Genomic DNA, 23,754 nt, shown 5'->3' on the forward strand with positions numbered 1-23,754 from the left:
TAAATGAATGTTTTTTTATTGTGTACGTAAAAGTTAGTCTTTATAGATGTTCCAGAAATTAAAATCGGTCATAGGAGCATCTGTAATTCCAGCATTTCTCCCCATCGTTACAATTTGCCCTCGGTGATAGGTTCCGTGAAGAATAATATGCTGGATATATTCATATCTTGAAAAGTCACACTGAAACCATTGCGTTTCTATTTTTATATTTTTGATCAGGTCCTCTTCGGATAACGTTTCTACGTAATCAGCCAGTTTTTGGGAGTTGTTTTTTATAGCGTTGAAAACTCCTTCTTTATCGGTAATTGAGGAGGTTTTCTCAAAATCAAAATCATGACTTTCAGAAATATAACTCCACCAAAACTCCTGAGATTGCCAGATGTGGTGTAAAGTCTTTAAAATGGTGGGGAAACTTGAAATAACTTCCCGATTAAGCTGTTCGTCAGATTTTGTGGCCAGCCAGTCTATGTATTTATGGACTACCCAGTTGTTATACTGAACACTTTTTGTGGCTAATGCTTTTAGGCTCATATTATCAATATTTTGTTGGTTTCAAGGGTTATTATAATCCAAAATGACGGTTTTTCTCTATGTTTTCCGGATTAATAAGTGCTTTATTGCTGTAAGTGGCAATCTCAAATTCACTGATCGTAACGGACAGAAAAGAAATGTAGGGAAGCAGCCCGGCAAGGCTGATGTTAATCTGCTTGGATAAATCTGCTTTTTGCTCCGTACTGCGGCCTTCCATAATATAGCCAAACACATGCAGGAAATTTTTCTTGTGATCTCCCAACCTAAAATACTGGAAGGGCTGAACTCTGACCTTGATATCATTGCTGGCAAACAGACCTGAGGAAACAGCTGTTTCATATACCCTATTCATGATCTCATCAGGTGTTTTTTGTTCAAGAATATCCTGTGAGCAGTCTATAACAAAGTGTGGCATAACTTATTTTGTCAAAAGATTTGGATTGTATAAAAATAACGAAAAATTTGACTCCTATTTAAAATAAAAACTACCCCTGATAATAGGGTAGTTTGAAAAACCTGTTCTTTGTTAGTATGAATGTTAGTATTTACAGAACAGATTTTTTGATGGTATAGGTAGGGTTCATTGTATCGGAAAGGTCTAAGGAAATATCATAGGAACCATTTTCTTCTATTTTAAAGTTATAAGCATCGCGGGCGATACTTTTTCCATCATTATTCAGTCCCAAATTGTTACCCCAGTCATTATCAAATCTGAATTTGAAACCTCCTGTTTTCAGCGGGTAATTCTTCAGAAAATATAGATGCGGACGTTTAGAGTCTGTCTGCAACGGAATATCTTTTCCGTCCCATCCGGCTGGTGTAGCATCGCCAATCATTCCCCACTGAAAACTTTTGTTACTTCTTGTACCTGTTTTTACCGATCCGTCTCGGAAATGAATAACAATGGAATCCGTTTGCTTGTCGGAACCGGGTTTAAAAGTAAAAGTGAAATTCTCATCCAGTTGGTATAATGTTTTGCTCATAGGAATTAAGCTGCAGGCACCATAATTTCTTTCCCGGAAGATAATCTGACCGTCAATGACGGAAATAAAGAAGTCTGTATTCTCGTTGGAATACGTTCCTGCGAGTCTTTCTACATTTTTAGGATCAGTTTTTCCAATTACCGGGATACTGTAAGGTTTATTGTAGAGAATTTTTTCAATAGCAGGCACAAGAAAATCGGTATGTGACAATTCTGAATTTGAAATAATAATAAGACAAATATCATCATCCAGAACTCTGTAATATCTACTTCTATATCCCGGGCCGCCACCATCGTGACCCACTCTTTTTTTATCATAAAGTGTTGATACTTGAAAGCCCAATCCATATTGATCATTGAGATAAGGAGTGAAAGCTCTTTCAGTTGTTTCTTTTTTGAGAATCTTATAATTCTTTAAAGCTTCATTAAATTTAAACAGGTCTTCAACGGTAGAATACATTGCTCCGGCCGAAAAAGGATGATCCGTCTTGAAACGGAATGCTTCACGAGAAAAATGATCAGACAGAAATTCATAGCCCAAAGCTTTATTGTCATCGGTAACATGATTAAAATCAAAACCGGTGTGAGTCATTTGTAATGGCTGCAGGATGTAATTTTCTATTGCTTTGTCATAGCTTAACCCCGTTACTTTTTTGATGATGTAGCCCAAAATATAATATCCGGAATTGGAATAGTTCCATTTTTTACCAGGAGAAAAATCCAATGGCTTGGCAGAAATATACTTTATGAAGGTATCTTCATCAACTGTATTGTCCGAATCTTCATCGCTGGGAATTCCTGAAGTATGGGAAATTATATGAGCCAACGTAATGCTATCCCCTTTGGGAAAGTTGGGGTAATATTTGGAAAGTTTGTCATTTAAAGATAATTTTCCCTGCTCTTCCAGCTGAAGAATAACAGCCGCTGTAAACATTTTTGTCGTGGAATAAACTCGGTAAAGGCTGTTGTTGGTGTTTTTTTCTCGCTTAGGAGCATTTCTGTAGCCATAACTTTTTTCGAAAATAATTTTTCCTTTTTCAGCAACCAAAACAGAGCCACTGAACAACCCCGCCTTGTCATAAGTAGCGAACAGTTGGTCCAGTTGTTTTGTTTTTTGTGAAAAAAAAGGGTTAGCAGCCAGTAACAAAAACAGGCAGGTTAAAATGAGTCTCATGTATTTTTTTAGATAAGACAGCTAAAACCGACATTGTGTTACATGTTTTATGAATAATTTTTTGTTGAAATAATGATGATTAAATTTCGCACTATAATTTTTCAAAATATTTGCCATTAAACTGATAGCGGACTCTTCTGGTTGTAATTTTAGAATCGTCAAGAACAAGAGGAATGCTTATGATCTGTTTTTTAGGATCATATCTAAGATTTAGACTTTTATAATCCTCGTAAGTAATGGGACTGTTGTGATTAACAGTTGCTGAAAAGTCAAGCTCGCAGGTAAGCTCACTTTTGAGACCTGACGGAGTTTTAATCAGCTTAGCATCACTTTTTAATTGACCGTTTTCTATGGTGAAAAATTTTGCGGTATAGTAGAGAAGAGCATTGCTGTATACAGCTTGGTTCTGGGTAAGGTAATATTTTTTACCCTCCGATACTACATCATTAACTTGGTAATACAGACTTTCCGAATCATCTTCCATATTACTGTCCGATATTTTTGCTTTCACTTTTTTGCCTGCTTCATATTGAAATACATATCTGTAAAAATGCATGGTTCCTCCAGTAAGAGTATCCCAGGAGTAGATCCTGAATTTTCCATCTTCTGAAGTGCTGATCTTTACCCCTTCTCTTTTTAATGTTTTAAAATCATGATTCAGGGTTTGGGGATTGAAACCGTAGTGGTGCAGCATCTTTTCAAATTTTTTATTGGCAGCATACAAAGAATCATAAGCATTTTTATGTTGATCAATAGCATCATACCAATATTGGATTCTTTGAAAAGAGCGATTCAGTTTTTTTTCAATGGTAGCTATATCCTGGGCAGATAGAATGCCGACAAAGAAAAGGCAGAACAGAATTCCCAATATTTTTTTCATGGCTGTAAAGAGATTAGTTTTTATTTCCTGCTTTTTAACTGAAATACATTTCCTTCAGGATCTTTGCCGTCACAGAGCCAGAAAGGATAATGATCAAATGTTTTAATTTCCCTTACCTGAACATTTTTTTCGATCAGCTCATTCCTCGCTGTTTCTATGTCTGTATCAATTTCAAAAACTATTTTGGTATTGTTATCGAAAGTATGAGTGGAATCTATCTGTTTAAGGTATTCATCTCCTATTTTATGAAGTCCGATATTGGCGGATCCTGCATCAAGCAAAACCCAAATATGATCTTCCTCAATCACTTTCAGGTTAAAGTTTTCAACATAAAAATTTTTAAGCAATTCCGTATTTTTTACGTATAAAATGAGGGTGTCGAGCTTTACATTCATGGAGTGAAATTGTTTAGAACGGTTTGAATCTTAGGTCTTTTTTAAGCTTCATAAATAAGCTGAACAACACCGGATTTAAAGACATTGGTTTTGACCAATTTTAAATGTAATCTGTCCTTTAAATCTTCAAAAAGAGGTTTCCCCTTTCCTAAAGCAATAGGATGAACTGAGATTCTGTACACATCAATCAGGTTAAGCTGTATAAAAGTTTTGATGAGGCTTGCACCGCCATACAGCCAGATGTCTTTGCCTCCCTGGTTTTTTATTTCCGAAACTTTTTCTGCAATATCGGAACTGATAAAATTTGCTTGTTCATCTTCTCGGTTTTGATGTGAAAAGACAAATTTACTTTTTGAGTGAACGTCTTTCCAGAGTTTCTGTTCTTCCGCAGCTGCATTTTCTTCAGGTTGATAATTTCCCCAGGCATCATAGCTCACTCTTCCGTAGAAAATGGTATCAATACCAGAAAGAAATTCCTCAAAATCCATGTCATCATCCATGATGCACCAATCCGTTTCTCCATTGGGTCCTTCAATAAATCCGTCTAAGGTGGTAGCGAGGTCTAATACTACTTTTTTCATGAATGCTTTGATTGTTTTTTGATAAAGAATTTTTGGTTCTTAAAGTTATGAATATTTCAAATGTAATCGAAGCAATACTCTCTATTTCTCAGTTTTTGAAACACCTATAATCACTCCAAAATTTCCATCGGTCTGAATCCATTTTTTTTCCGGAAGATAAGCTCGGGAAACATAACCATCAAGATAGAGAGCATCTTTACACCCCAATTCTTTAAACAGTTGTGCGAAATTATAAAAGTTTATTTTTTTTTTCGACATGGCAAAAACGACTTTTTCATTCTCTAAAATTCCAACCCCGTTTCTGATATTCAGATTTTTAGAATCCTTTTTGAAGTCCGGATTAATAGTGCCGTTAATGAGTAATATTGGTCCGGATTGAGTCGCATATTGAATCTCGCTGTTTTGAAGGTACTTTTGAGTTTCTGCGATTCCAGCTTTATGATTTCGGGTGATATAAAATATTCCGTTGGGAGGAAGATAAAAATTTCCAGAACCCTTTTGAACAGTATCAATTGGTTTGAGAATTTTAAAATTTTCAATATAAAGCCCTTTTGGTGAGTTGTCGTGTTCAAACATTCCTCCGTTCATTGCAAACAGTAATTTTTCGTTTCTGGATTCAATTTCTTTTTTTAATTGACCGATGCTTCCCAGAATGGTATCGTTCTTATTTTTCCAGTAGAATTTTATGTTTTCTTTTTGAGGATCAGTCTTAAAAATGACAAAATTATCTTCATAGGTTATTTTCTCTTTACGGCATGCACAGAAGAGTAGAAGGAAAGGTAGGAAAATATTCAATATTGTTTTGATCATAGATTTATTATTATCGATGAGTTCTTCTTTTCCAGATTATGATGAGTGTAATGAGAAAAAGAATGATGACTAAAGAGAATGTGTAGATGATTATTTTGTATTTGTCATTCTGGTGCCTGAGAAAATCTATTTCATGGGTAAGTTCGTGAACTTTTGTGTCTGATTGGTCTATCTCTTCAATAATATCGTTAGTCAACTTTTGATTATTTTCAATAGCTTTCTTTTTATATGCAGTACTTAATGCTTCGAGTTCTTTCAATTCTTGTGGAGAAAGTTGGTCCAATCTTTTTTGAACAAAGCACTGACTGGAATGGAGAAAGTCAGAATCCTGTTTGTCATAAGCAAAAATGAGATATTTCCCTTTTTCAGTAAAAAAAACATCACACGAATTGAGGGGAGAAGCTGCTAAAAGTAGCTGTCTGAGTATAAAATCCATTATAGCCTCCTGGCTTATAGATGTTATTAATCTTTACTTTACTAAGAACACTTTGAGCGGTTTTAAATCCTGAAGGTACCTCAATGATATCATAAACCTCACCAATGAAAACAAAATCAGCATTGGTAAAAGAAGACTGTAAAGAGGGTGTTTCACTACATTTGCAAGCCCACGTTTTTACAAAAGCCAATACGAAAAATAATAAAATTCTGATTTTCATAGAAGGATAATTTGTTTTTGTCTAGAATTAATGAAGTTCAATGTTATAAAGTAAAATATTCAGGGATGTTTTTACATCAGTCGGTTTGTTTTGTCAGTAAGGCTACTTTCATCACTCTTTTATAAAAGCTTTCAAATTCGTTTTTTTTGTATTTTGGTCGCATTGCTCTGAGGACATCTGAAGTATCAAAGGAAACCCATTCCCAAAGCATGGTGTCAAAATTATACTGAAGCATTTGAGACTCCACTTCGGCTCTAAGGAGGCTGATTTGATCCACTGATAATCCGTATTCACTTAGATTCTCCATCAGCTTTTGATCGGTTCCCTGCGTATATTCAGTATCCAGAAATGGTTCTAGTAACCAGCTCCAAATGGGAGGTCTCTGTACGGTCTTAATAGTATTTCTTTTTGCAAAAAGTTCAATTTCATTATTTTGACTTTTGGGTAAAAAGATGAGCTCATTTTCAATTCTGAAGTTAGGAGGGTAAGACCTAAAGTCTATATCATCCATTTCCGCCGATTTAAAAATGTTCTGTTTATAGGCTATAGAAGGTTTGAATGGATAATTTTCTATTTTTAAAAAATCATCGAAAAGAGTAAGCTGTCCCAATGGGATAAAAAGTTTTTGCTGGTCAGGTCTCGGATTGTCGAACGTTACTTTACTATTATTTGATATGTCAAATTGTTTTAAAAACCTCCTTAAAAACTTCATTTTTCTTTTTTTGGATATAGATGTAAGCACTGTCTTTTGTAAATAAATTTACAAATAAAAACCGTTCTGTTGAAGTGAACGGTTTTATTATTTTTTTAAGAGTAGATTATTGTGTTTTGCAAATTTTCAGTTCTTTTTCAATATTGCATCTTTAATGTTTGCGATCCGTTATTTTTTTGTTGAATGTACTGAAGCTTTTTAGCTTTCCATGGCCATGTACTCTAACTGACCATTTTCGTCAGTATTAATAACAACCAAATAATCTGTTAAATCTTGTCCGATGGAATAGTCTGAAATAGCAAAATTATCTTCACTGTCAGGATAAAGTCCAATTCTTACCAATTCCAGTTTTGTCAGAAGCTGTTGGTCTGGCCGAGTGTTGGTATCTTCAAAATTAATTAATGTGGAAAGGTCTTGTTTTTCAACTTCTTCAAGGTGATGTTCCAAATAGAATCTCACCGTATCACCATCTTCATCATGATAATCTTCCACAATATAGGCTTTGTTGAGTTTATCAAATTTTTCGATATTTTCCAGATAACTCTTTACTTTTTCGAGTTGTGTAGTTGCTATATTGTCATCTTCAAAGTTCAAATCAATCTGAATTTCTTTTCCATTACAATCTATAGTGACATTGTAATATTCTTCTAAGTTGTCTGTTGATAGGGCTCCGAAATGGGGTAAAATATATTCTGACATAATTAAAATTTTTAGTGATAAGGGGTGTTAATTTCGTTGATTTTTGCTCTCAGGTCTTTAATCGTAAATTTATCGGAGTCACAAGCGATAGAGGGAAATTCATGGGAGAATAAAAAGTCGTTTAGGTCGTCACAGTCTTGTAAAATATTGAATTCTTTATTTTCCAGATCCAGAACGATACCTTTAGTTCTTCCATTGATAGAAGATGCTACAGGAGTTAAGGCTCCCAAAAATGCTTTTGACCACAATCCTTTCATATTTTCTTCAAAGTATAAAAAACGTCCGTAGTTCAAAACCTTGCAAAATCTAGAATATTGGTCAGGATCATAACCTTTGTCATCTCGATTGGTATATTTCCGGTAGGTTTGGAAATACATTTCTCCTTTATAAGAGACCGCTAAGGGAAGCCTTACCCTTTTATCTTTTTGTTTTTCATAAAACAATGCTTTTTCCGGCAGAGTGAGAGAATCTGTTTTTTGAGAAGATTTGAAGTAAACTTCTTCCGTGGAAGATGGTTTTTTATTCAGAACATCCTCTAAGGTCATATAAATTCCTTCCGGGAAATCTCCCTTTTTTATGGAAGGATATTCTTTTTTCTGCCCGAAAGTAATACTGAAAATGAAGAAGAATATGGGTACAACATACGATTTCATGATCTTGGTTTCATTAGTTTTTTAAAACACCTAAAATACAAAAAAGGAGTTGTAAAGGAGTAGAAGTGTGTAAAGATTAACGTTTATTTAAAGCTGAGAGTAGTGTGGCTGTTTATATGATATTGCGATTACTCCTTTTTCAATTTGATTTTATTTTTTGAAAAATTCATCAATCTTTTTTATATTGTGCAGTTCCATCCTGAAATCCCCAGAAGCTTCCCGGATTTTCAGATTTTGTAATCATAAAAGTACTTTCTTTTTTGTAAATACTAATCTGATAACTTTTATCATTATAATTAAAACTGTAAGTATCATAGATCTTATTTTGATGCCTTTTTATAGCTTTTGGCCAAAGATAGTTCGCAATAACAACGGTAAGGACTGAGTTGATTATAAAAAGTTGGGATAACTTTCTTTTTTGATTTATCCATAAAATACCTGCAACAATAAGATTTATGAAAAATACTGTAGGTAATATGATCATTAGAACAATAGAAATACTGGGATCAGGATCTACATAATAGAACCATAGCCAAATAATAAATACATCAATAATTGATATAATTAGAATTTTAAACGCTAATTTCATGGTTTTGGAGGTTCTATTATTTTTAGCAAAATAACAATGATACTCAATTGGAATAGTTTTATTTAAATTAATAATGTATCAATCCTCCTTCTGGAAGTTGTATTTCTCTTTTTTCTTGTTTGATAAATTTTCCTGTGTCTCCATCATATTCATAATTAAGCAACTTTAGAATATCATTTTTCTCTTCTATAAATACGACGACTCTATAATTCACTTTTCCTATTTTCTCATCATAAAAGCTTTGAATACCAAAGAAGGATTTGTCTTGAAAAACATCAAAATTAAAATCTTTTTTTATTGCTAAAATGATGTCTTGATATGTTTTTCTAGGTCCTGGAGTATTTTCATCATAAGGAGCATTTTCATAGTCTATCCTATTAATAATATTACCATTTTGATCAAAAAAAATTCCAATGCTAATAGGCGTTTGTAAGGTTTGGCTGATTCCTGAAATATTTTCTGTTTTGGATTTAATATTTAAATTAGGATGAAACTCGTAGTTCACATAATAATTACCTTTCGCTTTCATTATATAAGAAATATCATTTTCATTATATGACATTGTTATGATAGAGTCATTTCTTTTAAACTGAATCATATTCTTATTATAGTGGGTTTTTACTTCACAGTCCAAAGGGCACGATTTCTTTATAAGCTTATTGTACTCCTGTAAATTAAACCTTTTCATTTCTGTCTTTTGTGCAGAAAAAAAATGAATAAAAAGAAGGAAAAATAAAACGGAGCGTAATTTCATTAATATTAATGTTTTGAGAGCTGTTTCATGTTAAAATAAAGGTTCTCCATTCATATCCGTTGTCAGCACCTCACTCATATAATCAAAGAAAGGGCGCATTGCCAATAGTGTAAGAACGGCTTCTTTTTGAAAATTATCTGAAAGAACCTCTTTGTCTGTAAATTTTCTCATCACTAGAAACTGCTTTTTTCTGATCAAATCTATAGCCGGATGATTTTTATCAAAGCCACGGGGAGCTGTTTTTACTGAGTCGCCCTGAAGTTCGCCAAAGTAGTGGATAAAATTTTTGTCAGAAGTAATCTTTTCAATTTCTGTGGTACTGATCTCAAATTCTTTACGGATGCGGAGTAAATCTTTGGCATCGGGAGCCCAAAATCCACCACCCACAAAGCTGTTGCCAGGTTCCAACTGAATATAATACCCGCCTCTTAACATTGGTTTGGAACGTGAATACCCAACTCCAAAATTGGTTTTGTACGGTGTTTGATCCTTCGAAAAGCGTACATCTCTGTAAATTCTGAAAATATGATTGCCTTTTAGATTGTCATGTTCCTGAAGTTCTGCATAGATTTGATTGAACAAAATTTTATTTTGCTTTACGACCAGATCATATTCGGTTTTGTGCTGGGCAAACCATTCCCGGTTGTTATTGTGTTGTAAATGAGTAAGGAATTCAAATGTCTTTTTCATAGTTCTGCATGAATGTTAGAAATAATTTTTCTGCGTATATCAAAAATAATGTGTTTATTTTATATTCTTCAGATTTTCGTCATAAAGTCCAACCAACAAGCTATTTCCGTTTTTGTCGATTTTTATGCCGCCATATTTTGCTGCTTCATATTTTTTGGAATGTCCCTCCTGAAAAAAGAAAGATTCTGCTCCAATATTGATATTCCATGGGTCGGAAGAAGAGTATTTGATCAGATATTCACCTTTGTTTAACGGAGTTGTATTCTGCTGGAACCTTACTTTTTCTGCAATATCGCCACTGTCCAAACGTACTACACAATATCCTCTTTTAGCAAGTTTTTCATAATCGACGTCCTGAGAAATGCTGTATCTTAAACTCATATAATCACCCTGCATTAGTGAGCGGGGATCAACAGGAGCCAGTGGCAGAAGAACCAGTTTTCCGTCTTGTAGAAGCTCTTCTTTCTGAGAAATGGAGTAATTGAAATAAACCAGTAAAATAACAAGGTTTGCCAGAATAATGAACCATTTATATTTCTTCATGGGAGGTCAGTTTTTTATGAGTTAATAGATAAAGTCCCAGGAATAAAATACCCGACGAAAATAAAAGTATCGACTTTGTAAGCAAAGTAAAATGAAGATCGTAATAATATCGTGAAACAAAATAGACAAAGGCAAGGATACCAATCGCCAGACTGGTTTTGTAGTTCACCAAAAAGCTTAAAAGAATAATAAGAATAGCTCCAGAGATTGCCGGAGACAATACTGTTGGTAGAAGTAATGCTACGGTTATAATATAAATTCCTGCCTTTTGTGGCGTCTGAGAAATATTCAGTACTTCAAAAATTCTTGAAAGGACATACAGGATGGCGGGTATAATAACCACAGATGAAACCCAAATATAATCATCAGAAACTGTAATGAAATCATCTCCTATACTGGCTAATCCGGCAAGAAATGAAAGAAGAAGGGCAATACGGATCGGGTTGTACAATCTCGAAAGAGCGGTATGCTGAGCAATTATTTTGGCCTCTTTCAGATAAAAAGCGGTAACAATAATGGCGAGAAGAGAAGTATAAAGATGAATAAAGTCAAACTCTTTATTGGATGGAATGATCATCAAGATTCCTCCACTGATAATGAGTACCGAAATAAATACGAGGATATAACTACGGGTAATTATTAGGGAAGCGGCGGCTGCCAAAATACAGATGAGATAATTGATGTTCTCATCCACTTCCATGGTAGATAATCCAAAAGTTAAAAGGGCAAAACCAATGAGGAATGATGAAACACTTATTGTGTCAATAATTATTTTATCATAGGCTTTATTGATGAATATTCCTGCTGCAATACCTATTATTCCCAATACCAAAATACCTACCGGAGAATTGTATAGCCCCGCAAGAAGAAGGAAGCCTAAAAAGGAAAAACTTGCTAAAACACCTCCAAAAATAGAAAGGATTTTAATGGCTAAAGATTGATGCCCATGGTTATTGTCATAAGCAGAAAAGATGGCTTCTTCATTACATGTGAAATTTTTATTTTCTGAAGTTCTGAAATGCTCCAGTAATTCTTGTACTTCTTCTTTACTTCTCATGATTCCATTTTTTTTGAAGGTTGATCAGATTCATGATTACCAGTGTAACACTTACAACGATAAACATGCTTACTAATAGCAGCATACCCATGTCTTCTGATATTTTGAGAAGTAATGCTGAAATGATGATAATGATACTTAACGGAATCACCGAAAGATAAAAACCACTTTTCGACTGAATACCATGCCAGATTCCAAAGGCAAAAACCACAATAACGATTGGTATTAAAACAGGGAATACAGGATTGGGATCGTATCTCTCAAAAATTCCTGAAACCATTCCTAAAGTTGCAAATGCTGCAGAACCTAAAGCTAAAATATAAATAAACCATTGCGGGATCTTTTCAATTTTCTTATCCTTTTCCAGGAAGATAAAAGTAAGAAGTATGATCGTGTTGAACAGAAAAAGTAAGCTAACAATCAATAACCATGGCCAGTCTTTTGCAACCTGTTCGGTATATAAAAAGAACGTAGTATTGAGTAAGACAATATACAGTAACCATAATGGTGCAAAGTTGGAAACGGCTACCCATAAGGTGATAAATAGTGTCCAGGCCAGGAAAAAATCATAGGCATTGGCCCCTGTCTGATAAATCTGCCCAAAGACAGAAAATAAAACTCCAACCAAAAAAGAGCAACCAGTAAGAATGATATTTCTGGTCGTATTGTTTATTTTGGGCAGCAAAGCAATAATAGTGGTGGCAATAACAAGAACTTCGGTTAGCCCAAGCTTTACAAATTTATTAAGATCAGCCCAGTTATAAGCGAAAAAGAAAATAATTCCTGCGGTGGTAAAACCGATACCCAAAGTAAGAAGAAACAGGCGGAGAAACTTCTTCCACATTTCTTTATCAGGGTAAATATTTTCTTCAAGGATTCTTTCTATGCTCTGTTCTGTGAGGTTAGAATGGCGGCTGACGATGTGGAGATCTTCCCGCTGGAGGTTTTTCATGGATCGTGTTTTGTTTTTATATTTTATCTGGAAACCTAATGGTTTGATTTTTATCGGTAATCTTGTGGAAGTCTAAAATGTATTTTATGCACTTGCTGTCTCACAAGAAGGCTGTAGAATTCTACTCATTTTTTTTCATATAGGTGTTGGGTATAAAACAAATATAGGTAAAAGTTTGATGAAAGATTCATTATTGAAGTCCGTGTATTTTTACATCACGATTTACCTTCATTGATATATTCTTTATAATCTTCCTCTAAATTATTAATCTCCTGAATTAAAAAGTCGTACAAATTCCCCTCAAAAATTTCGTAATCTTCATCATCATATTTATCATACTCAATTTTTATAACGCCGTTGTCGGTATAGGCTCTATAGAGATTTCCGCTGCGTTTGAAAAACATTTGTCCCAAAGGAGTTTCTTTATATTCCAGAGATTCATGATATTTTTCTTCAAAATTCATCCATGAAGGCATTTCTTCGTCCTGGGATAGACCGTACACAAAAAAGCCGTATCCAAATTTCCAGCTCGGAAGAACATCAAATTCATTCGGTCTTTTCCATACTTCTTCTTTCACCTCAAAAACTAAAGATCCAAATGTGGTCAAAAAATCTTTCATATCTTCACTAAAAGTAAACCCTTTACTCTCTTCATAGTCCGTAATTTGTTTTTCGGCAGCCGGATTTGCTACGGAACCCATCACGAAAAAATCGTCATTTAACTGCTTTTTCCTTTCCCAGAATTCTTCTTGTGTTGCCATATTTTGTTTTGGTTTTATGTCATCAACATGTATCGTTGTTCGTGACTGTTTTTATTGAATTTTCCAATTGTATTTTGTCATTCTATTGGTCAGTTTCTGATCAACAATTTCAATACCTATTTCTCCGTTTTCTTTTGTTAATATAATCATACAGCCTTTTTCCAGAATTCCGGTATCATTGAATTCCAGTTCCTTTACTTTTATGGATTGCGTTATACCATTAACATCTGTTTCCTGCTTGAAAGGTTCTCCTGTATGGCCATAAAAGTGATAATGAAAGATAATATTGTCCAGAACATCCCTTATTTCAGACATTCCATATCCTCTTTGGCTGCTGTCATCTTTATCGTGAGTGATTAAAACATCAAAAATATCCTTTGTTGTAAGCAGTTTTTTGACCGTCTTTCTTTCATAGTCCTGAATGAATCTTTTTTCCGATCTTCCTTTTCTGTCTCCAATTCTGCCAATGCCCACAAACGTTAACGTTTCATTTTCTGTTTCTAATTTTTGTTTGAATCCGGATTTGCAGACGAATACTTTTCCATAAACATCAATGGGAAACATACTGCTTTGTGGATTTTCATTTTCCAGCTGATCCAGAAAGTCGTGATCTTCATGATTTCCACGAACGCAAATCATATTGATATTGAGCTGATCTAAAAATGACTGTATACTTGGATCTTTTTTCGTGAAATTGTCATGAAATCCCAATTCATCTCTATCGTATTGGGCATGTTTTATGGTGGCTTTATCCAGATTTTCAATGGTTGGGTAAGCACCCATATCTCCACATTGCAAAATAAAGTCAATGGTATTACCGGTCTCTTTCTGGTAGAGATCAACCAATTTGAACGGCAATAGTATTTTACCATGGATGTCTGAAAAAATGGCTATATTCATGATGTAAATTTGTTGTTCTGAATTGTTCTTAAGTTTCTTGATTTATTTTTTTAATTAACAGACGTAATTTTTGAGAAGGTATTCCTCATTCATTTTTATCTCAATGAGTTTTTTTAAGTGATATACTTCCTGCTCTTTGTTGACAGCCTGCGCCAAATGAATTATATTGTCACTTTCGTTTTTCCATTGAAATAAGACTTTGTAAATCTCTGTAAACGATTCTTCCGGATCTGTTTTAATATCGTCAAATTTTCTTTCCAATAAAGCAAAAAAAACGTCTAAGCAGTATTCAAGATTTTCTTTATCAGAAATCTTTTTGATTTCGTTGTAAAGTTCTCTAAAAGTGATTCCCAGATTTTTTAACCCTTCATAAGCGAAATAAATGGTTCCTGTAGCCGTGGAATTCACATCCCAACTCCTGTCAAAAAGAACTTTCCGGAAATAAGTTTCTCCCTGTTCTCCGCAAAGAGAAAAGCCAAGTACAATGCCTGCATTACAGTCAGTTGATGCCAATTGATTTCCTAGTTCAAAGAGCTTTTCAAGAATTGTGCGGGGATTCTTCAGTTTGGCAACCAGTGCAGGTACAAATTCGGGAAATATATTTTTCCCATAACATTTTTCAATTTCCGTTTCAATATCTTTTTGGTATTCGCTACAGTCGAAATGCAAAAGTCCAAGAGCTGCACACTTTGATAAATAATAATCAGAATTTTCACTGTTTCCAAAAATATAGTCAGCTAAGATGGGTTTCATCGGTCCATATTGTAAATAGCTTACAACTTCCAGAATTTCCGGGTCTGCATCTTCAACCAGTTTATTGTTGTGGATCGATATATTGAAGATCTGTTCAGCAATGGAGCGGTCTCCAAATGCTTTAAAAATGGGGAATAAATACCTGTTATCAAAATCAAACGGATGAACTAAATACTGATTTAGAATTTCATCAGCGTCACTTTTGTCACCACATTTTATAATAGAATTGACCAATGAACATATAATGGCAGATTCTCTTTCCAGAGTATCCGATTTTAAATATTCAATGAGTTCATAAGTTGTTTTTAGCATTTCTTGTGTTATATTGTACGAACCTTATTGATGAGGTATTGGAAAATATACTCATTAATTTCTATTTCTGTAATTCCCGGATTATTATTTTTCCATGTGAGAAATAGTTTTTCATACTCGGTTGTCGTTTTAAAATCGATGAATAGCATTTTTTTGAACTCATTAAACTCTTCAAAATTGAGCTTCCAATGATTGATAAAATTTCCCTCTCTTATTTCAAGCAGTTCATAAATGGCATGTTCATTATTTTCGTCATCATATTCGCCGCGAAAATCATCAATTCGAATTAATCCTGAAAACCATGCATATTTTTTATGAGGAAAAAAATGGGTCAGTATATCATGATATTTTTCATTTTCTGCACTCGATAAACAGTTTATGTTTTTGATGAGCAATTCTTTATTTTTTATTTCGAAAAGCGCGACATATCCTCTCCAACAAGCACTTAATGCTCCTATATCTTTGGGTTTATGCTCTGGGAATTCTTTAAAATAATATTCTAAAATTTCATTATTCAAATGATACTCTTTCCCTTCATATAATAACGAATCTCGAATTTGTTGCGTCATTTCTGGCTGTTGTCTATTGTTGGAATAGCGTTCTTAATATCTGCTGTTTAATTTTCCGTCAGATGTTTGTCAAATGCTATATGCACATTATTGCCTTGCGAAATTACTTTAAATCCAGCGGGAAGAGCCATAAATTGAGCGATTTCCGGTCTCATCGTCATCAGCTGCCCGACAGTCATTTCTTCAAAGGACATGGTTTCTTCATTAAAGCTATTGCTCATAACTACCCATCCTGAATCCGGATCTTCTGCTTTCCAACGGAACAAATTGGGTTGTAATCCTTTTTGTATCAGAGGATCTATAGCAACAATATGATCAAAATCAGGAAAATCCGGTTCTACTTTTAGCTGGTTACAAACGGAAAGCTGCTGATGTAATAGATGAAGGGTACGGCTAAGGCCTTCTCCAAAGCCTCCTTGTTCCGGTATGACTTCAAGAATTTCGAAAGCGTCAGGTTCTTCATGGAATAAAATACACCAGGAAAAACAGGTCGTTTTTTCTCCGCTTTTAATGTCCGGTTTCTCATCCTGAATAAACTCGACGAGGTATTGTAGAATGGGTTGTAATTGCTCTAATGAAAGGTTATTTTTTGCAATTTTTATTTCTTTTGTAATGGATGATTGTAATCCTTTTGAATAGTGATAATTTCCTTCTGAATAGAATTCTATATCTCTGATTTTAAATGTTTTGTTTCTACTGAAGAATCCCATGGATATTATGTTTTTGTTTTTTAAGATAATGAATAGGCAGATATAGCTTTATCTTCCAAATATTTTGCTCCAAAAACCACCTCCTTTAGACTGATTATCCTGCTCACTGAAAAACGGTGTTGGAATATTAATTTGACTTTTGTCATTAGACAGGTTTTTGATGGCGTTATACAAAGGTTGTTCTTCTTTTGTAATGGTGGATACAGAGCTCAGAGGAAAGAAATTGTTGCGGGCATTCATTCCGACCGGAAAGTTAGTTCTTTTCAGCCAAAAGGGTTCCAGCAAATCACTTATGGGTTCCATGTGTATTTTATCATCCAAACTTTTTCTTGCTTTTTTTATGAAATCATCATCCCAATTTGAGGTGACTCTTTCAAAATATCTCAAGCTTTTTGCCGGGATATGCAGTAAAAAGATCTGAGTTTTACCTTCAAGCTTATAAATGTCAAGAACTTTGAAATAACTGTCAAGGTTTAAGCAGCAATGAGCAAATCTTTCATTGTCGGGATTTACTTTATATAATTTTGCTGCTTTTGCAGATGCAATCAGAAATCTTGTATCAAATTTCATTCCTCCGCCTCTAGAGCTTACATCAAGAAAAAAGCCGTTTCTAATGAGTCTGTCTTTTGTGAATTTTTCTACTACAGAAGGATGTATATCACAATCTTTATAGTATAATGTCGCTCCGGGATACGTCCAGTTTATTATTTCTTCCGAATTTTCAAAAAGGCCGTTTTCTATTTCTGTCATATTTTTTGAATTATTTGTATTGATACAGCTCAATTTTTTCTGCTAATCTTTTAGCCAAATAGCCGTTGCCATCTTTTAAATGTTCATAAATTATTTTAGCTTCTTCAAGATATTTTTCTTTCTTCATCTGTTTCCAGTAATAGGGTGGGGTATATAAATTACAGATTCTGTCGGCCATTTTAACGGCCCAAACTTCTTTTGGCTGTGCTTTTATGCGGTTTAAACTGTCGGTCATCTGATGTTCTTTTTCAAGCGTTGTATTTTTCGTCAATGCAAGAACACCTTCTTTTACCTGTGTGCCATATTCCTTTTCCAGATCTTCTATACTCAAGTTGGTGTCTTCTATAGTATCATGTAGAAATGCACATTTTACCGCAAGTTCTGTGTTAAAATCAGGAGTATTTCTGGAAGCGTTCATGATTTCAAATACAACACTTCCAATATGGTTAATGTATTCAATTTTTTCGTCTTTATGTTGTCCTCCATATGTTTGTCCGCTATGGAGGATGCTGACTTTCTGCCATATATTCTGCAGATCATCGATCGTGAAAGTATCGTTCATATTTGTTTTATTTTTTGTTTGTTGGGTGTTACTCATTAATTTGAGTTTTCAGCCAGTCTTCCAACTTTTTAAATTTCTCAGTTTCAATGTGGCTTTTATAATTAGAAATCTTGCTGAGTAGTTCTTCATAGTCTTCTGCTTCGTAATAATATTTTGAACTGTCTCCAACTTCAATTAATTCATTATGGAATAAAAACAATTCATTGGTTTCTTCAGTATATAAATCAGCAATGAGCTGTGGAGAGGATAAGTCATTTGCGAGCAGATATTCTTCAAAATTATAATTCCAGCAATCAAAATCCCATGTAGTGCTGAAATCTAATGTTCCATTTTTAATTTCATACCTACTGATTCTGAGCTCTCCGGTAACATAAAATAAAGCGTCTTCAAGATAGAACGACATTTCATTAAGAATTTCATCAAAATCACTTTCAAATCCATACTTGGTGCCTCCCTGTATAGATAGATACGTCCCCGGCTTCTTAAAATCAATTACTCTTTCCGCGGCATACAGTGCATATCTTCTAACTTTCCCATTATTAGTATGTGTTACAAATATATTACAGAAAATTTCCTGACCTTTATTATAAGTTTTTTGATGGGGACTATATTTTTCTGAAAAGAGATTTTCTCTGTCTGTACGAACCCTCAAAATGGCTCCATGTCTAGTGACTTTTGGGGTAAGCTGATATACTTCATGGAGTGTTCCCATTCTTTAATTGTGAATTAATAGTTATTATATTTTTATTGAGAGCTAATTATTTATTAATCTGAATTTTCAACCAGTCTTCCAATTTTTTAAATTCCTCAGTTTCAATGTGGCTTTTATAATTAGTAATCTTGCTGAGTAGTTCTTCATAGTCTTCTGCTTCGTAAAAGAAGTTTTCGGGATCTTCTCCATCTTCAATGTGTCTGTTATATCTCCTTATCATTTCATATGTTTCTTCAACATACAACTCCGCAATGAGCTGTTTGGAGGAAGAGTAGGTATCTGCTACATATTCTTCAATAAAATAGTTCCAGCGCCCAAAATCATTATTGCTGTTATAATGTAATTCTCCATTAATAATTTCATACCGACTAATAGTGGCATCTTGAGTTACATAAAATAAAGCGTTTTCTAAATAAAGAGACATTACACTGAGAAATTCATTGAAATCCTTGCCAAAGCCATATTTACTACCACTGTGAATAGAAACATAAATGCCGGGTTTTTCAAAATCTATTATCGTGTCTTTGCCAACATATTCATCTTTTCTGACTTTTCCGTCATGAGAGTTCATGATAAAAGTGTTTTCAAAAATACCTAAAACACTGGTCTTCTGATGAACCTGATTGATAAGAGGATATTTTTCTGAAAAAATACTTTCCTTGTCTTTGCGAACACGTAAGAAGGTCCCTGTATAAACGACTTTAGGTTTAAGCTGATATACATGATATATATTCCCCATTTTTTGAATAGTAAAGTTTATCTATAGAATGGCTGTTCCAACCTGTTTTTAATTTTGTATCATTGCTTTTTATCTTCTGTAAATGGATTTTGTCTTCCATTCAAATTTTATCCAGATACTGTTTTCTTATCAGTTCAATGATGGGAATAAAGAGATCAATATCATTTGTGGAGGCAACCCATGTATAATCAACATTTTTATTGGCCAGACTGAAGCCGAATTTCCATTTAGAGGAATCCAGAACAATAGCTTTTGTCAATCCGAGATTATTTTCCTATAAATAATTTAAATTTAAGAAGCTCCGACTGGTTGGGAATTTGAACAAGAATCCAATAAAAGTTATTTTCTTTACTTATGATTTCATATAGATACCGGTCACCTTTTTTACTGAAATTCTTTCTTCCAACATTATCACTTTCAATAAATTCTAACTCAAATTTATTTTTATCCAGCCATTTATAATATAATTTTGAATGGGTTTTGTTGGCAAACGTTTCCACCCAAAAGCTTTTATCTGTTTTTACGGTTGTTTTTTCTCCAAAATATTCAAAATAATGGAATTCAGTGATTTTTTTAAACTGGCTCACTTCATTTTTCAGAAACGGTAATGTTGGGACGGGTATTTAACCTTACCCAATTATCACTCTGTGGAGGATCTGTTTTTTGCAGGAATTCTCTAAAATACTCACATCGATTTTGAAATCTGACATTTAAATAATCAATTTTACTTTGACGCTCTGAACCGGAAAACTGATTGACATAGGGAAGAATAAATTTTTCGTTTAGTCTTTCAATTCTTAAAGAATCGCCCAATTTCTCGTTTTGTTTAAAATCTGCACACATTTCATCAATTATTTTGTCGGCTTTATCAGATTGATTTTGTGCACTCAAAAATACTGAGAACAGTAGAGCGATGAGGAATACTGAATATTTCATGGTAAGAGGTTGTTAGTTTTTATAGAAACCAAATCTACAAATTAGAATAATACGGTACCTATAATTGAACTGAGATTTCAACCAGAAAACGGTTACATCATGCATATTGCTTTATGGAGAAGAAAAATACGTGTAAAAATGAAAGGCTCTGGAGTAGAGTATTGATTTATTTTGTAGAGAGATGTGGATGCTGTTGAACATTCATACTTAGTTCATGGGATGCTATCGCTTCCTTTATATGCTGTGCGATGAGTGATGCTGCTATTGGTGACCAGTGAGTGTCATCAAAATAGTAAATATCTTTTTTACGGCTCAATGCTTGGGTAAGTATTTCTTTGGAGTTGATGTAGATAAATTCTTTATGAAGCTTTTTAAAGTGATCAAAAAATTTAGGTTGCGTCAGGTTTTGCTTGTCAACGATATCATTATAGTACAAATCATATTTGTCTGGAGAAGGCAAAAATATCAGGGTAATATTCTTTTCTTTAAGTTTCTCTGAAAGATTGTTTAAAATCTTGTTAAGCTTTACGGTGCTTTCAGGTAAATTATTTTTCGGAGTATACATCAAATCGTCATAATAAAAAAGCAACTTATTGGAGTGATTGCTGAATAATGTGGTTGTATTCAAATTATAATTGTAAACCTGCCCGTTGGCCAGATAATTTTTGTCTGCGAAGTATTTCAAAGCTGAATAAGGAAATCTCAGCGTTGTACGCGAAAAGAAATCATATTCGTTCTGCTCTTTTTGAGGTTTGTGATTGATAATAATCGAGTCAATTTGCTGAGTGGTTATTCTGGTCTTGTTGTCTATATTTTGTAGGTTATTCGGTAAGTTGCGTTCTACACATTGTAAAATCACATATTGAACTTTATACGTATCAAAAAAATTACCGTTGCACAATTCAATCAGTTTCTGGATTTGATTATTTGAAATAAAACGGTCTACATGCAAAACACTGAAATCGTTAGCTAAAATATTCTGATAGCCAGCTTGTCCTTGCTCTGAGAATGAATCTCCTATGGTTAGTATTTTATAGTTCTTCACTTTCCCTTTTTCTTTCAATTTTGATAATTCAGTAAACCTGATGGCATGATTGAACGAAGTGAATTTCTGTCGGTAGTTCTTATCTGTAGAAGGAAGATATCCTAAACGCATTAAATCGCCTGCATCCGATGTGGAAAACGAATACGTAATGACGTATAAAATCAGAAACGGAGCAACAAAGAATGCGGTTTTTAAAATAAATCTTTTCATAAGTTAAAACTGAAAATAAATAAACTGCTGATCTTGACCTGCGAACCAAAATAGGGCAATAATGATTGCATAATATAGGGCATACCTTATTGGACTTTTCCACCTCATTCCCAACTTTGCAATAGCGTATTGCTCTTCTCTTCCCAGCCATTCAACGATCATAAAAATAATAATCAGGAGAACCAGAAAAAGCGGTTTAATGGTTGGGATGGAAAAAAGAGACCTGGAAAATATACCTGAAATGTATGAAAATGCGTGCGTTATATTTTCTGCTCTGAAGAATATCCACGCAAACACGGCTAAAGTAAAAGTGAGTGCCATTTGGAAAAATTCTTTCACACTAGGCAATAAACGGTCCTTTGCCACTGTTTCCAAATTATTACGATTGGTTTTCATGATGATAGATGGCATTATGAACAAAGCATGTAACGCTCCCCAAACAATAAAAGTCCAGTTGGCTCCATGCCAGAAACCACTTACGATAAAAATAATAAAAGTATTGCGGATACGCATCAGGTTTCCTCCTTTGCTGCCTCCTAAAGGAATGTATAAATAATCTTTGAACCAGGAAGAAAGCGAAATGTGCCAACGTCTCCAAAATTCCGCAATGTCTCTTGAAAAATAAGGAAATGCAAAATTTCTTAATAAATCGATCCCGAAAAGTCTTGCCGTTCCTATCGCAATATCAGAATATCCCGAAAAATCTCCATAAATCTGAAACGCAAAAAATACAGCTCCCAAAGCTAAAGTACTGCCGGATTGATCTCCGGAATTATTAAAAATCTGATTAACAAATTCGGCACAATTATCAGCAATAACTATTTTTTTGAATAGTCCCCAAAGTATTTGCCGTAAGCCATCAACAGCTTTTGTATAATCGAAAGTTCGTCTTTTTTTTATTTGGGGTAATAGATGGGTTGCTCTTTCAATAGGGCCGGCCACAAGTAAAGGAAAGAAACTTACAAAAACGGCATAATCTACAAAGTTCTTTTCGGCTTTAATTCTGTCTTTGTAAATATCAATCACATAGGAAAGTCCGTGAAATGTATAAAATGAAATGCCTACAGGAAGAATTATCTGGAGGGTCCAGGGGCTGATCTGAAAACCCATATATGAAATGGCTTCAGCAAAAGATTCTGCAAAGAAGTTGTAATATTTGAATACCCCAAGAAATCCAAGATTTATTGTGATGCTTAGCCAAAACCAAAAATATTTTCCTTTCTTATTCTCTGCATGCTGCATTTTCAATCCTGTGTAATAGTCTAAAAGCGTAGAAAACATAAGCAAGAACAAAAAACGCCAATCCCAGCAAGCATAAAAAAAGTAGCTGGCGATGAGGAGCAGGATGTTTTGAAGTTTGATACTTTTGTTTGTTATAAACCAATAAAGCAGAAATACTATTGGTAAGAAAAAGACAAACTCTATGGAGTTAAAAAGCATCTGATTAGGGTGTATTGTTTAGCTTTACTCTTTCTTAGACGAATCTTCCCGGGGAGTGGATGTAATGATAATCCCATACTCTTTATCCGGAATATTATAGTGTTCTGATAATTCTTTTTTCCCTATAATATGGATTGCTTTAAAAGCTTCATCATCAACAAGTGCCAATCCTCCTTGAAAATTATTGGTGAGAACTTTCCCGTTATGGATGTACTGAAAAGTACTATCATCTCCTTTAGAGTCTAACAGTTCTGAAAATTCTTTTGATTTAGATTTGAAATATCTTAAAAATCTTTTTCTAGCAAAGTTTCTTGTTTCTGCGTAGATAACTCCATCTTTCCCATCTTCTCCAATTAAATCCTTCGCTTCGCTCGGATCGTAAATGGTCATTAAAGTGACGAATTTTGAATCCAGGGCTAGTACTTCAGTTCTGCTGGCTTTAACACTATCAATAAAAGTTACAGGATTTTTTCCAAGTTTATCCAAAGGATCTTCAGAAGCCTGGCCGAAGCTCATTGAGAAATAGAAAAATGTGAAAAATAAGTATTTCATAAATTAAAGAAATTAGTTTTTATTTAGGGTGTGCTAATTTACATAAATGTTATCTATTCTTTTCAGATTCGGTTGAAGTATGGCTTTGTAGGGTTGATGTTTTAAACCAAAATATTCTCAAATAATAGGCTAACTATTTATTTGA

At 34.0% G+C, this 23,754-nt stretch carries 33 protein-coding genes; all 33 read right to left on the reverse strand.

The features are described from left to right. Window positions 1-33: 33 nt before the first annotated feature. Window positions 34-531, reverse strand: a complete 498-nt coding sequence (locus ACQ76T_RS20210) for a DinB family protein (protein WP_431345035.1) — start codon at window positions 529-531, stop codon at window positions 34-36. A 31-nt stretch (window positions 532-562) separates the two neighbouring features. Then, window positions 563-946 (reverse strand): 5-carboxymethyl-2-hydroxymuconate Delta-isomerase, encoded by a 384-nt coding sequence (locus ACQ76T_RS20215; protein WP_431345036.1) that lies wholly within the window; start codon window positions 944-946, stop codon window positions 563-565. Between the two features lie 130 nt (window positions 947-1,076). Continuing rightward, window positions 1,077-2,687: a serine hydrolase gene (locus tag ACQ76T_RS20220; protein ID WP_431345037.1), complete on the reverse strand. Its 1,611-nt coding sequence runs from the start codon at window positions 2,685-2,687 to the stop codon at window positions 1,077-1,079. Window positions 2,688-2,778: 91 nt separating this feature from the next. Then, window positions 2,779-3,567 carry a hypothetical protein gene (locus ACQ76T_RS20225; protein ID WP_431345038.1) on the reverse strand — a complete coding sequence of 263 codons (789 nt, stop codon included), beginning with the start codon at window positions 3,565-3,567 and terminating at the stop codon, window positions 2,779-2,781. A 20-nt stretch (window positions 3,568-3,587) separates the two neighbouring features. Then, window positions 3,588-3,962 carry a VOC family protein gene (locus ACQ76T_RS20230; protein ID WP_431345039.1) on the reverse strand — a complete coding sequence of 125 codons (375 nt, stop codon included), beginning with the start codon at window positions 3,960-3,962 and terminating at the stop codon, window positions 3,588-3,590. 41 nt (window positions 3,963-4,003) lie between these two features. Then, window positions 4,004-4,543: a dihydrofolate reductase family protein gene (locus ACQ76T_RS20235; protein WP_431345040.1), complete on the reverse strand. Its 540-nt coding sequence runs from the start codon at window positions 4,541-4,543 to the stop codon at window positions 4,004-4,006. 81 nt (window positions 4,544-4,624) lie between these two features. Continuing rightward, a complete protein-coding gene (locus ACQ76T_RS20240) occupies window positions 4,625-5,353 on the reverse strand; it encodes a phosphodiester glycosidase family protein (protein WP_431345041.1) in 729 nt (242 codons plus the stop codon). 10 nt (window positions 5,354-5,363) lie between these two features. Then, the gene (locus ACQ76T_RS20245; RefSeq protein ID WP_431345042.1) at window positions 5,364-5,789 is read right to left on the reverse strand and encodes a hypothetical protein; all 426 of its coding nucleotides are present in this window, start codon (window positions 5,787-5,789) and stop codon (window positions 5,364-5,366) included. After that, a complete protein-coding gene (locus tag ACQ76T_RS20250; RefSeq protein WP_431345043.1) occupies window positions 5,734-6,009 on the reverse strand; it encodes a hypothetical protein in 276 nt (91 codons plus the stop codon). Before ACQ76T_RS20250 ends, ACQ76T_RS20245 begins: the two co-directional genes overlap by 56 nt. Window positions 6,010-6,085: 76 nt before the next feature. Further along, the gene (locus ACQ76T_RS20255) at window positions 6,086-6,721 is read right to left on the reverse strand and encodes a DUF7079 family protein (RefSeq protein ID WP_431345044.1); all 636 of its coding nucleotides are present in this window, start codon (window positions 6,719-6,721) and stop codon (window positions 6,086-6,088) included. Between the two features lie 198 nt (window positions 6,722-6,919). Beyond that, a complete protein-coding gene (locus ACQ76T_RS20260; RefSeq protein WP_431345045.1) occupies window positions 6,920-7,420 on the reverse strand; it encodes a DUF2004 domain-containing protein in 501 nt (166 codons plus the stop codon). An 11-nt stretch (window positions 7,421-7,431) separates the two neighbouring features. Beyond that, window positions 7,432-8,073 carry a hypothetical protein gene (locus ACQ76T_RS20265; RefSeq protein WP_431345046.1) on the reverse strand — a complete coding sequence of 214 codons (642 nt, stop codon included), beginning with the start codon at window positions 8,071-8,073 and terminating at the stop codon, window positions 7,432-7,434. A 169-nt stretch (window positions 8,074-8,242) separates the two neighbouring features. Further along, a complete protein-coding gene (locus tag ACQ76T_RS20270) occupies window positions 8,243-8,662 on the reverse strand; it encodes a hypothetical protein (protein WP_431345047.1) in 420 nt (139 codons plus the stop codon). A gap of 67 nt (window positions 8,663-8,729) precedes the next feature. Then, complete coding sequence (locus ACQ76T_RS20275; protein ID WP_431345048.1) at window positions 8,730-9,416, reverse strand: hypothetical protein; 687 nt, start codon at window positions 9,414-9,416, stop codon at window positions 8,730-8,732. Window positions 9,417-9,446: 30 nt separating this feature from the next. Beyond that, on the reverse strand, window positions 9,447-10,106 hold the full coding sequence (locus ACQ76T_RS20280; protein WP_431345049.1) for a DUF2461 domain-containing protein: 660 nt from the start codon (window positions 10,104-10,106) through the stop codon (window positions 9,447-9,449). A 54-nt stretch (window positions 10,107-10,160) separates the two neighbouring features. Next, a complete protein-coding gene (locus ACQ76T_RS20285; RefSeq protein ID WP_431345050.1) occupies window positions 10,161-10,649 on the reverse strand; it encodes a GDYXXLXY domain-containing protein in 489 nt (162 codons plus the stop codon). Further along, entirely contained in the window at window positions 10,636-11,706 is a 1,071-nt protein-coding gene (locus ACQ76T_RS20290; RefSeq protein WP_431345051.1) for a DUF4401 domain-containing protein, read from the reverse strand. The genes ACQ76T_RS20285 and ACQ76T_RS20290 overlap by 14 nt, the downstream gene beginning before the upstream one ends. After that, window positions 11,696-12,658: a DUF2157 domain-containing protein gene (locus ACQ76T_RS20295; RefSeq protein ID WP_431345052.1), complete on the reverse strand. Its 963-nt coding sequence runs from the start codon at window positions 12,656-12,658 to the stop codon at window positions 11,696-11,698. The genes ACQ76T_RS20290 and ACQ76T_RS20295 overlap by 11 nt, the downstream gene beginning before the upstream one ends. A gap of 215 nt (window positions 12,659-12,873) precedes the next feature. Beyond that, window positions 12,874-13,419 carry a hypothetical protein gene (locus ACQ76T_RS20300; protein ID WP_431345053.1) on the reverse strand — a complete coding sequence of 182 codons (546 nt, stop codon included), beginning with the start codon at window positions 13,417-13,419 and terminating at the stop codon, window positions 12,874-12,876. A 51-nt stretch (window positions 13,420-13,470) separates the two neighbouring features. Further along, complete coding sequence (locus ACQ76T_RS20305; RefSeq protein ID WP_431345054.1) at window positions 13,471-14,319, reverse strand: metallophosphoesterase family protein; 849 nt, start codon at window positions 14,317-14,319, stop codon at window positions 13,471-13,473. Window positions 14,320-14,373: 54 nt separating this feature from the next. Then, the gene (locus ACQ76T_RS20310; RefSeq protein ID WP_431345055.1) at window positions 14,374-15,384 is read right to left on the reverse strand and encodes a hypothetical protein; all 1,011 of its coding nucleotides are present in this window, start codon (window positions 15,382-15,384) and stop codon (window positions 14,374-14,376) included. 8 nt (window positions 15,385-15,392) lie between these two features. Further along, window positions 15,393-15,953: a hypothetical protein gene (locus ACQ76T_RS20315; RefSeq protein WP_431345056.1), complete on the reverse strand. Its 561-nt coding sequence runs from the start codon at window positions 15,951-15,953 to the stop codon at window positions 15,393-15,395. Window positions 15,954-16,000: 47 nt separating this feature from the next. Further along, window positions 16,001-16,663: an immunity protein Imm33 domain-containing protein gene (locus ACQ76T_RS20320; RefSeq protein WP_431345057.1), complete on the reverse strand. Its 663-nt coding sequence runs from the start codon at window positions 16,661-16,663 to the stop codon at window positions 16,001-16,003. A 48-nt stretch (window positions 16,664-16,711) separates the two neighbouring features. Next, window positions 16,712-17,413, reverse strand: coding sequence for a hypothetical protein (locus tag ACQ76T_RS20325; protein WP_431345058.1), 702 nt, complete (start codon window positions 17,411-17,413; stop codon window positions 16,712-16,714). A gap of 10 nt (window positions 17,414-17,423) precedes the next feature. Further along, entirely contained in the window at window positions 17,424-17,975 is a 552-nt protein-coding gene (locus tag ACQ76T_RS20330) for a bifunctional (p)ppGpp synthetase/guanosine-3',5'-bis(diphosphate) 3'-pyrophosphohydrolase (protein WP_431345059.1), read from the reverse strand. Between the two features lie 28 nt (window positions 17,976-18,003). Then, entirely contained in the window at window positions 18,004-18,687 is a 684-nt protein-coding gene (locus ACQ76T_RS20335) for a hypothetical protein (RefSeq protein ID WP_431345060.1), read from the reverse strand. A 46-nt stretch (window positions 18,688-18,733) separates the two neighbouring features. Continuing rightward, entirely contained in the window at window positions 18,734-19,426 is a 693-nt protein-coding gene (locus ACQ76T_RS20340; RefSeq protein WP_431345061.1) for a hypothetical protein, read from the reverse strand. 100 nt (window positions 19,427-19,526) lie between these two features. Next, window positions 19,527-19,685: a hypothetical protein gene (locus tag ACQ76T_RS20345; protein WP_431345062.1), complete on the reverse strand. Its 159-nt coding sequence runs from the start codon at window positions 19,683-19,685 to the stop codon at window positions 19,527-19,529. Between the two features lie 7 nt (window positions 19,686-19,692). After that, complete coding sequence (locus ACQ76T_RS20350; RefSeq protein ID WP_431345063.1) at window positions 19,693-20,013, reverse strand: hypothetical protein; 321 nt, start codon at window positions 20,011-20,013, stop codon at window positions 19,693-19,695. Between the two features lies 1 nt (window position 20,014). Next, window positions 20,015-20,362: a hypothetical protein gene (locus tag ACQ76T_RS20355; protein ID WP_431345064.1), complete on the reverse strand. Its 348-nt coding sequence runs from the start codon at window positions 20,360-20,362 to the stop codon at window positions 20,015-20,017. A gap of 166 nt (window positions 20,363-20,528) precedes the next feature. Continuing rightward, on the reverse strand, window positions 20,529-21,617 hold the full coding sequence (locus ACQ76T_RS20360; protein ID WP_431345065.1) for an alginate O-acetyltransferase AlgX-related protein: 1,089 nt from the start codon (window positions 21,615-21,617) through the stop codon (window positions 20,529-20,531). Between the two features lie 3 nt (window positions 21,618-21,620). Then, entirely contained in the window at window positions 21,621-23,057 is a 1,437-nt protein-coding gene (locus tag ACQ76T_RS20365) for an MBOAT family O-acyltransferase (protein WP_431345066.1), read from the reverse strand. A gap of 24 nt (window positions 23,058-23,081) precedes the next feature. Next, the gene (locus tag ACQ76T_RS20370; protein ID WP_431345067.1) at window positions 23,082-23,609 is read right to left on the reverse strand and encodes a hypothetical protein; all 528 of its coding nucleotides are present in this window, start codon (window positions 23,607-23,609) and stop codon (window positions 23,082-23,084) included. Window positions 23,610-23,754: the final 145 nt, after the last annotated feature.

The sequence above is a fragment of the Chryseobacterium sp. JK1 genome (assembly GCF_050632815.1).
Lineage (GTDB): Bacteria > Bacteroidota > Bacteroidia > Flavobacteriales > Weeksellaceae > Chryseobacterium.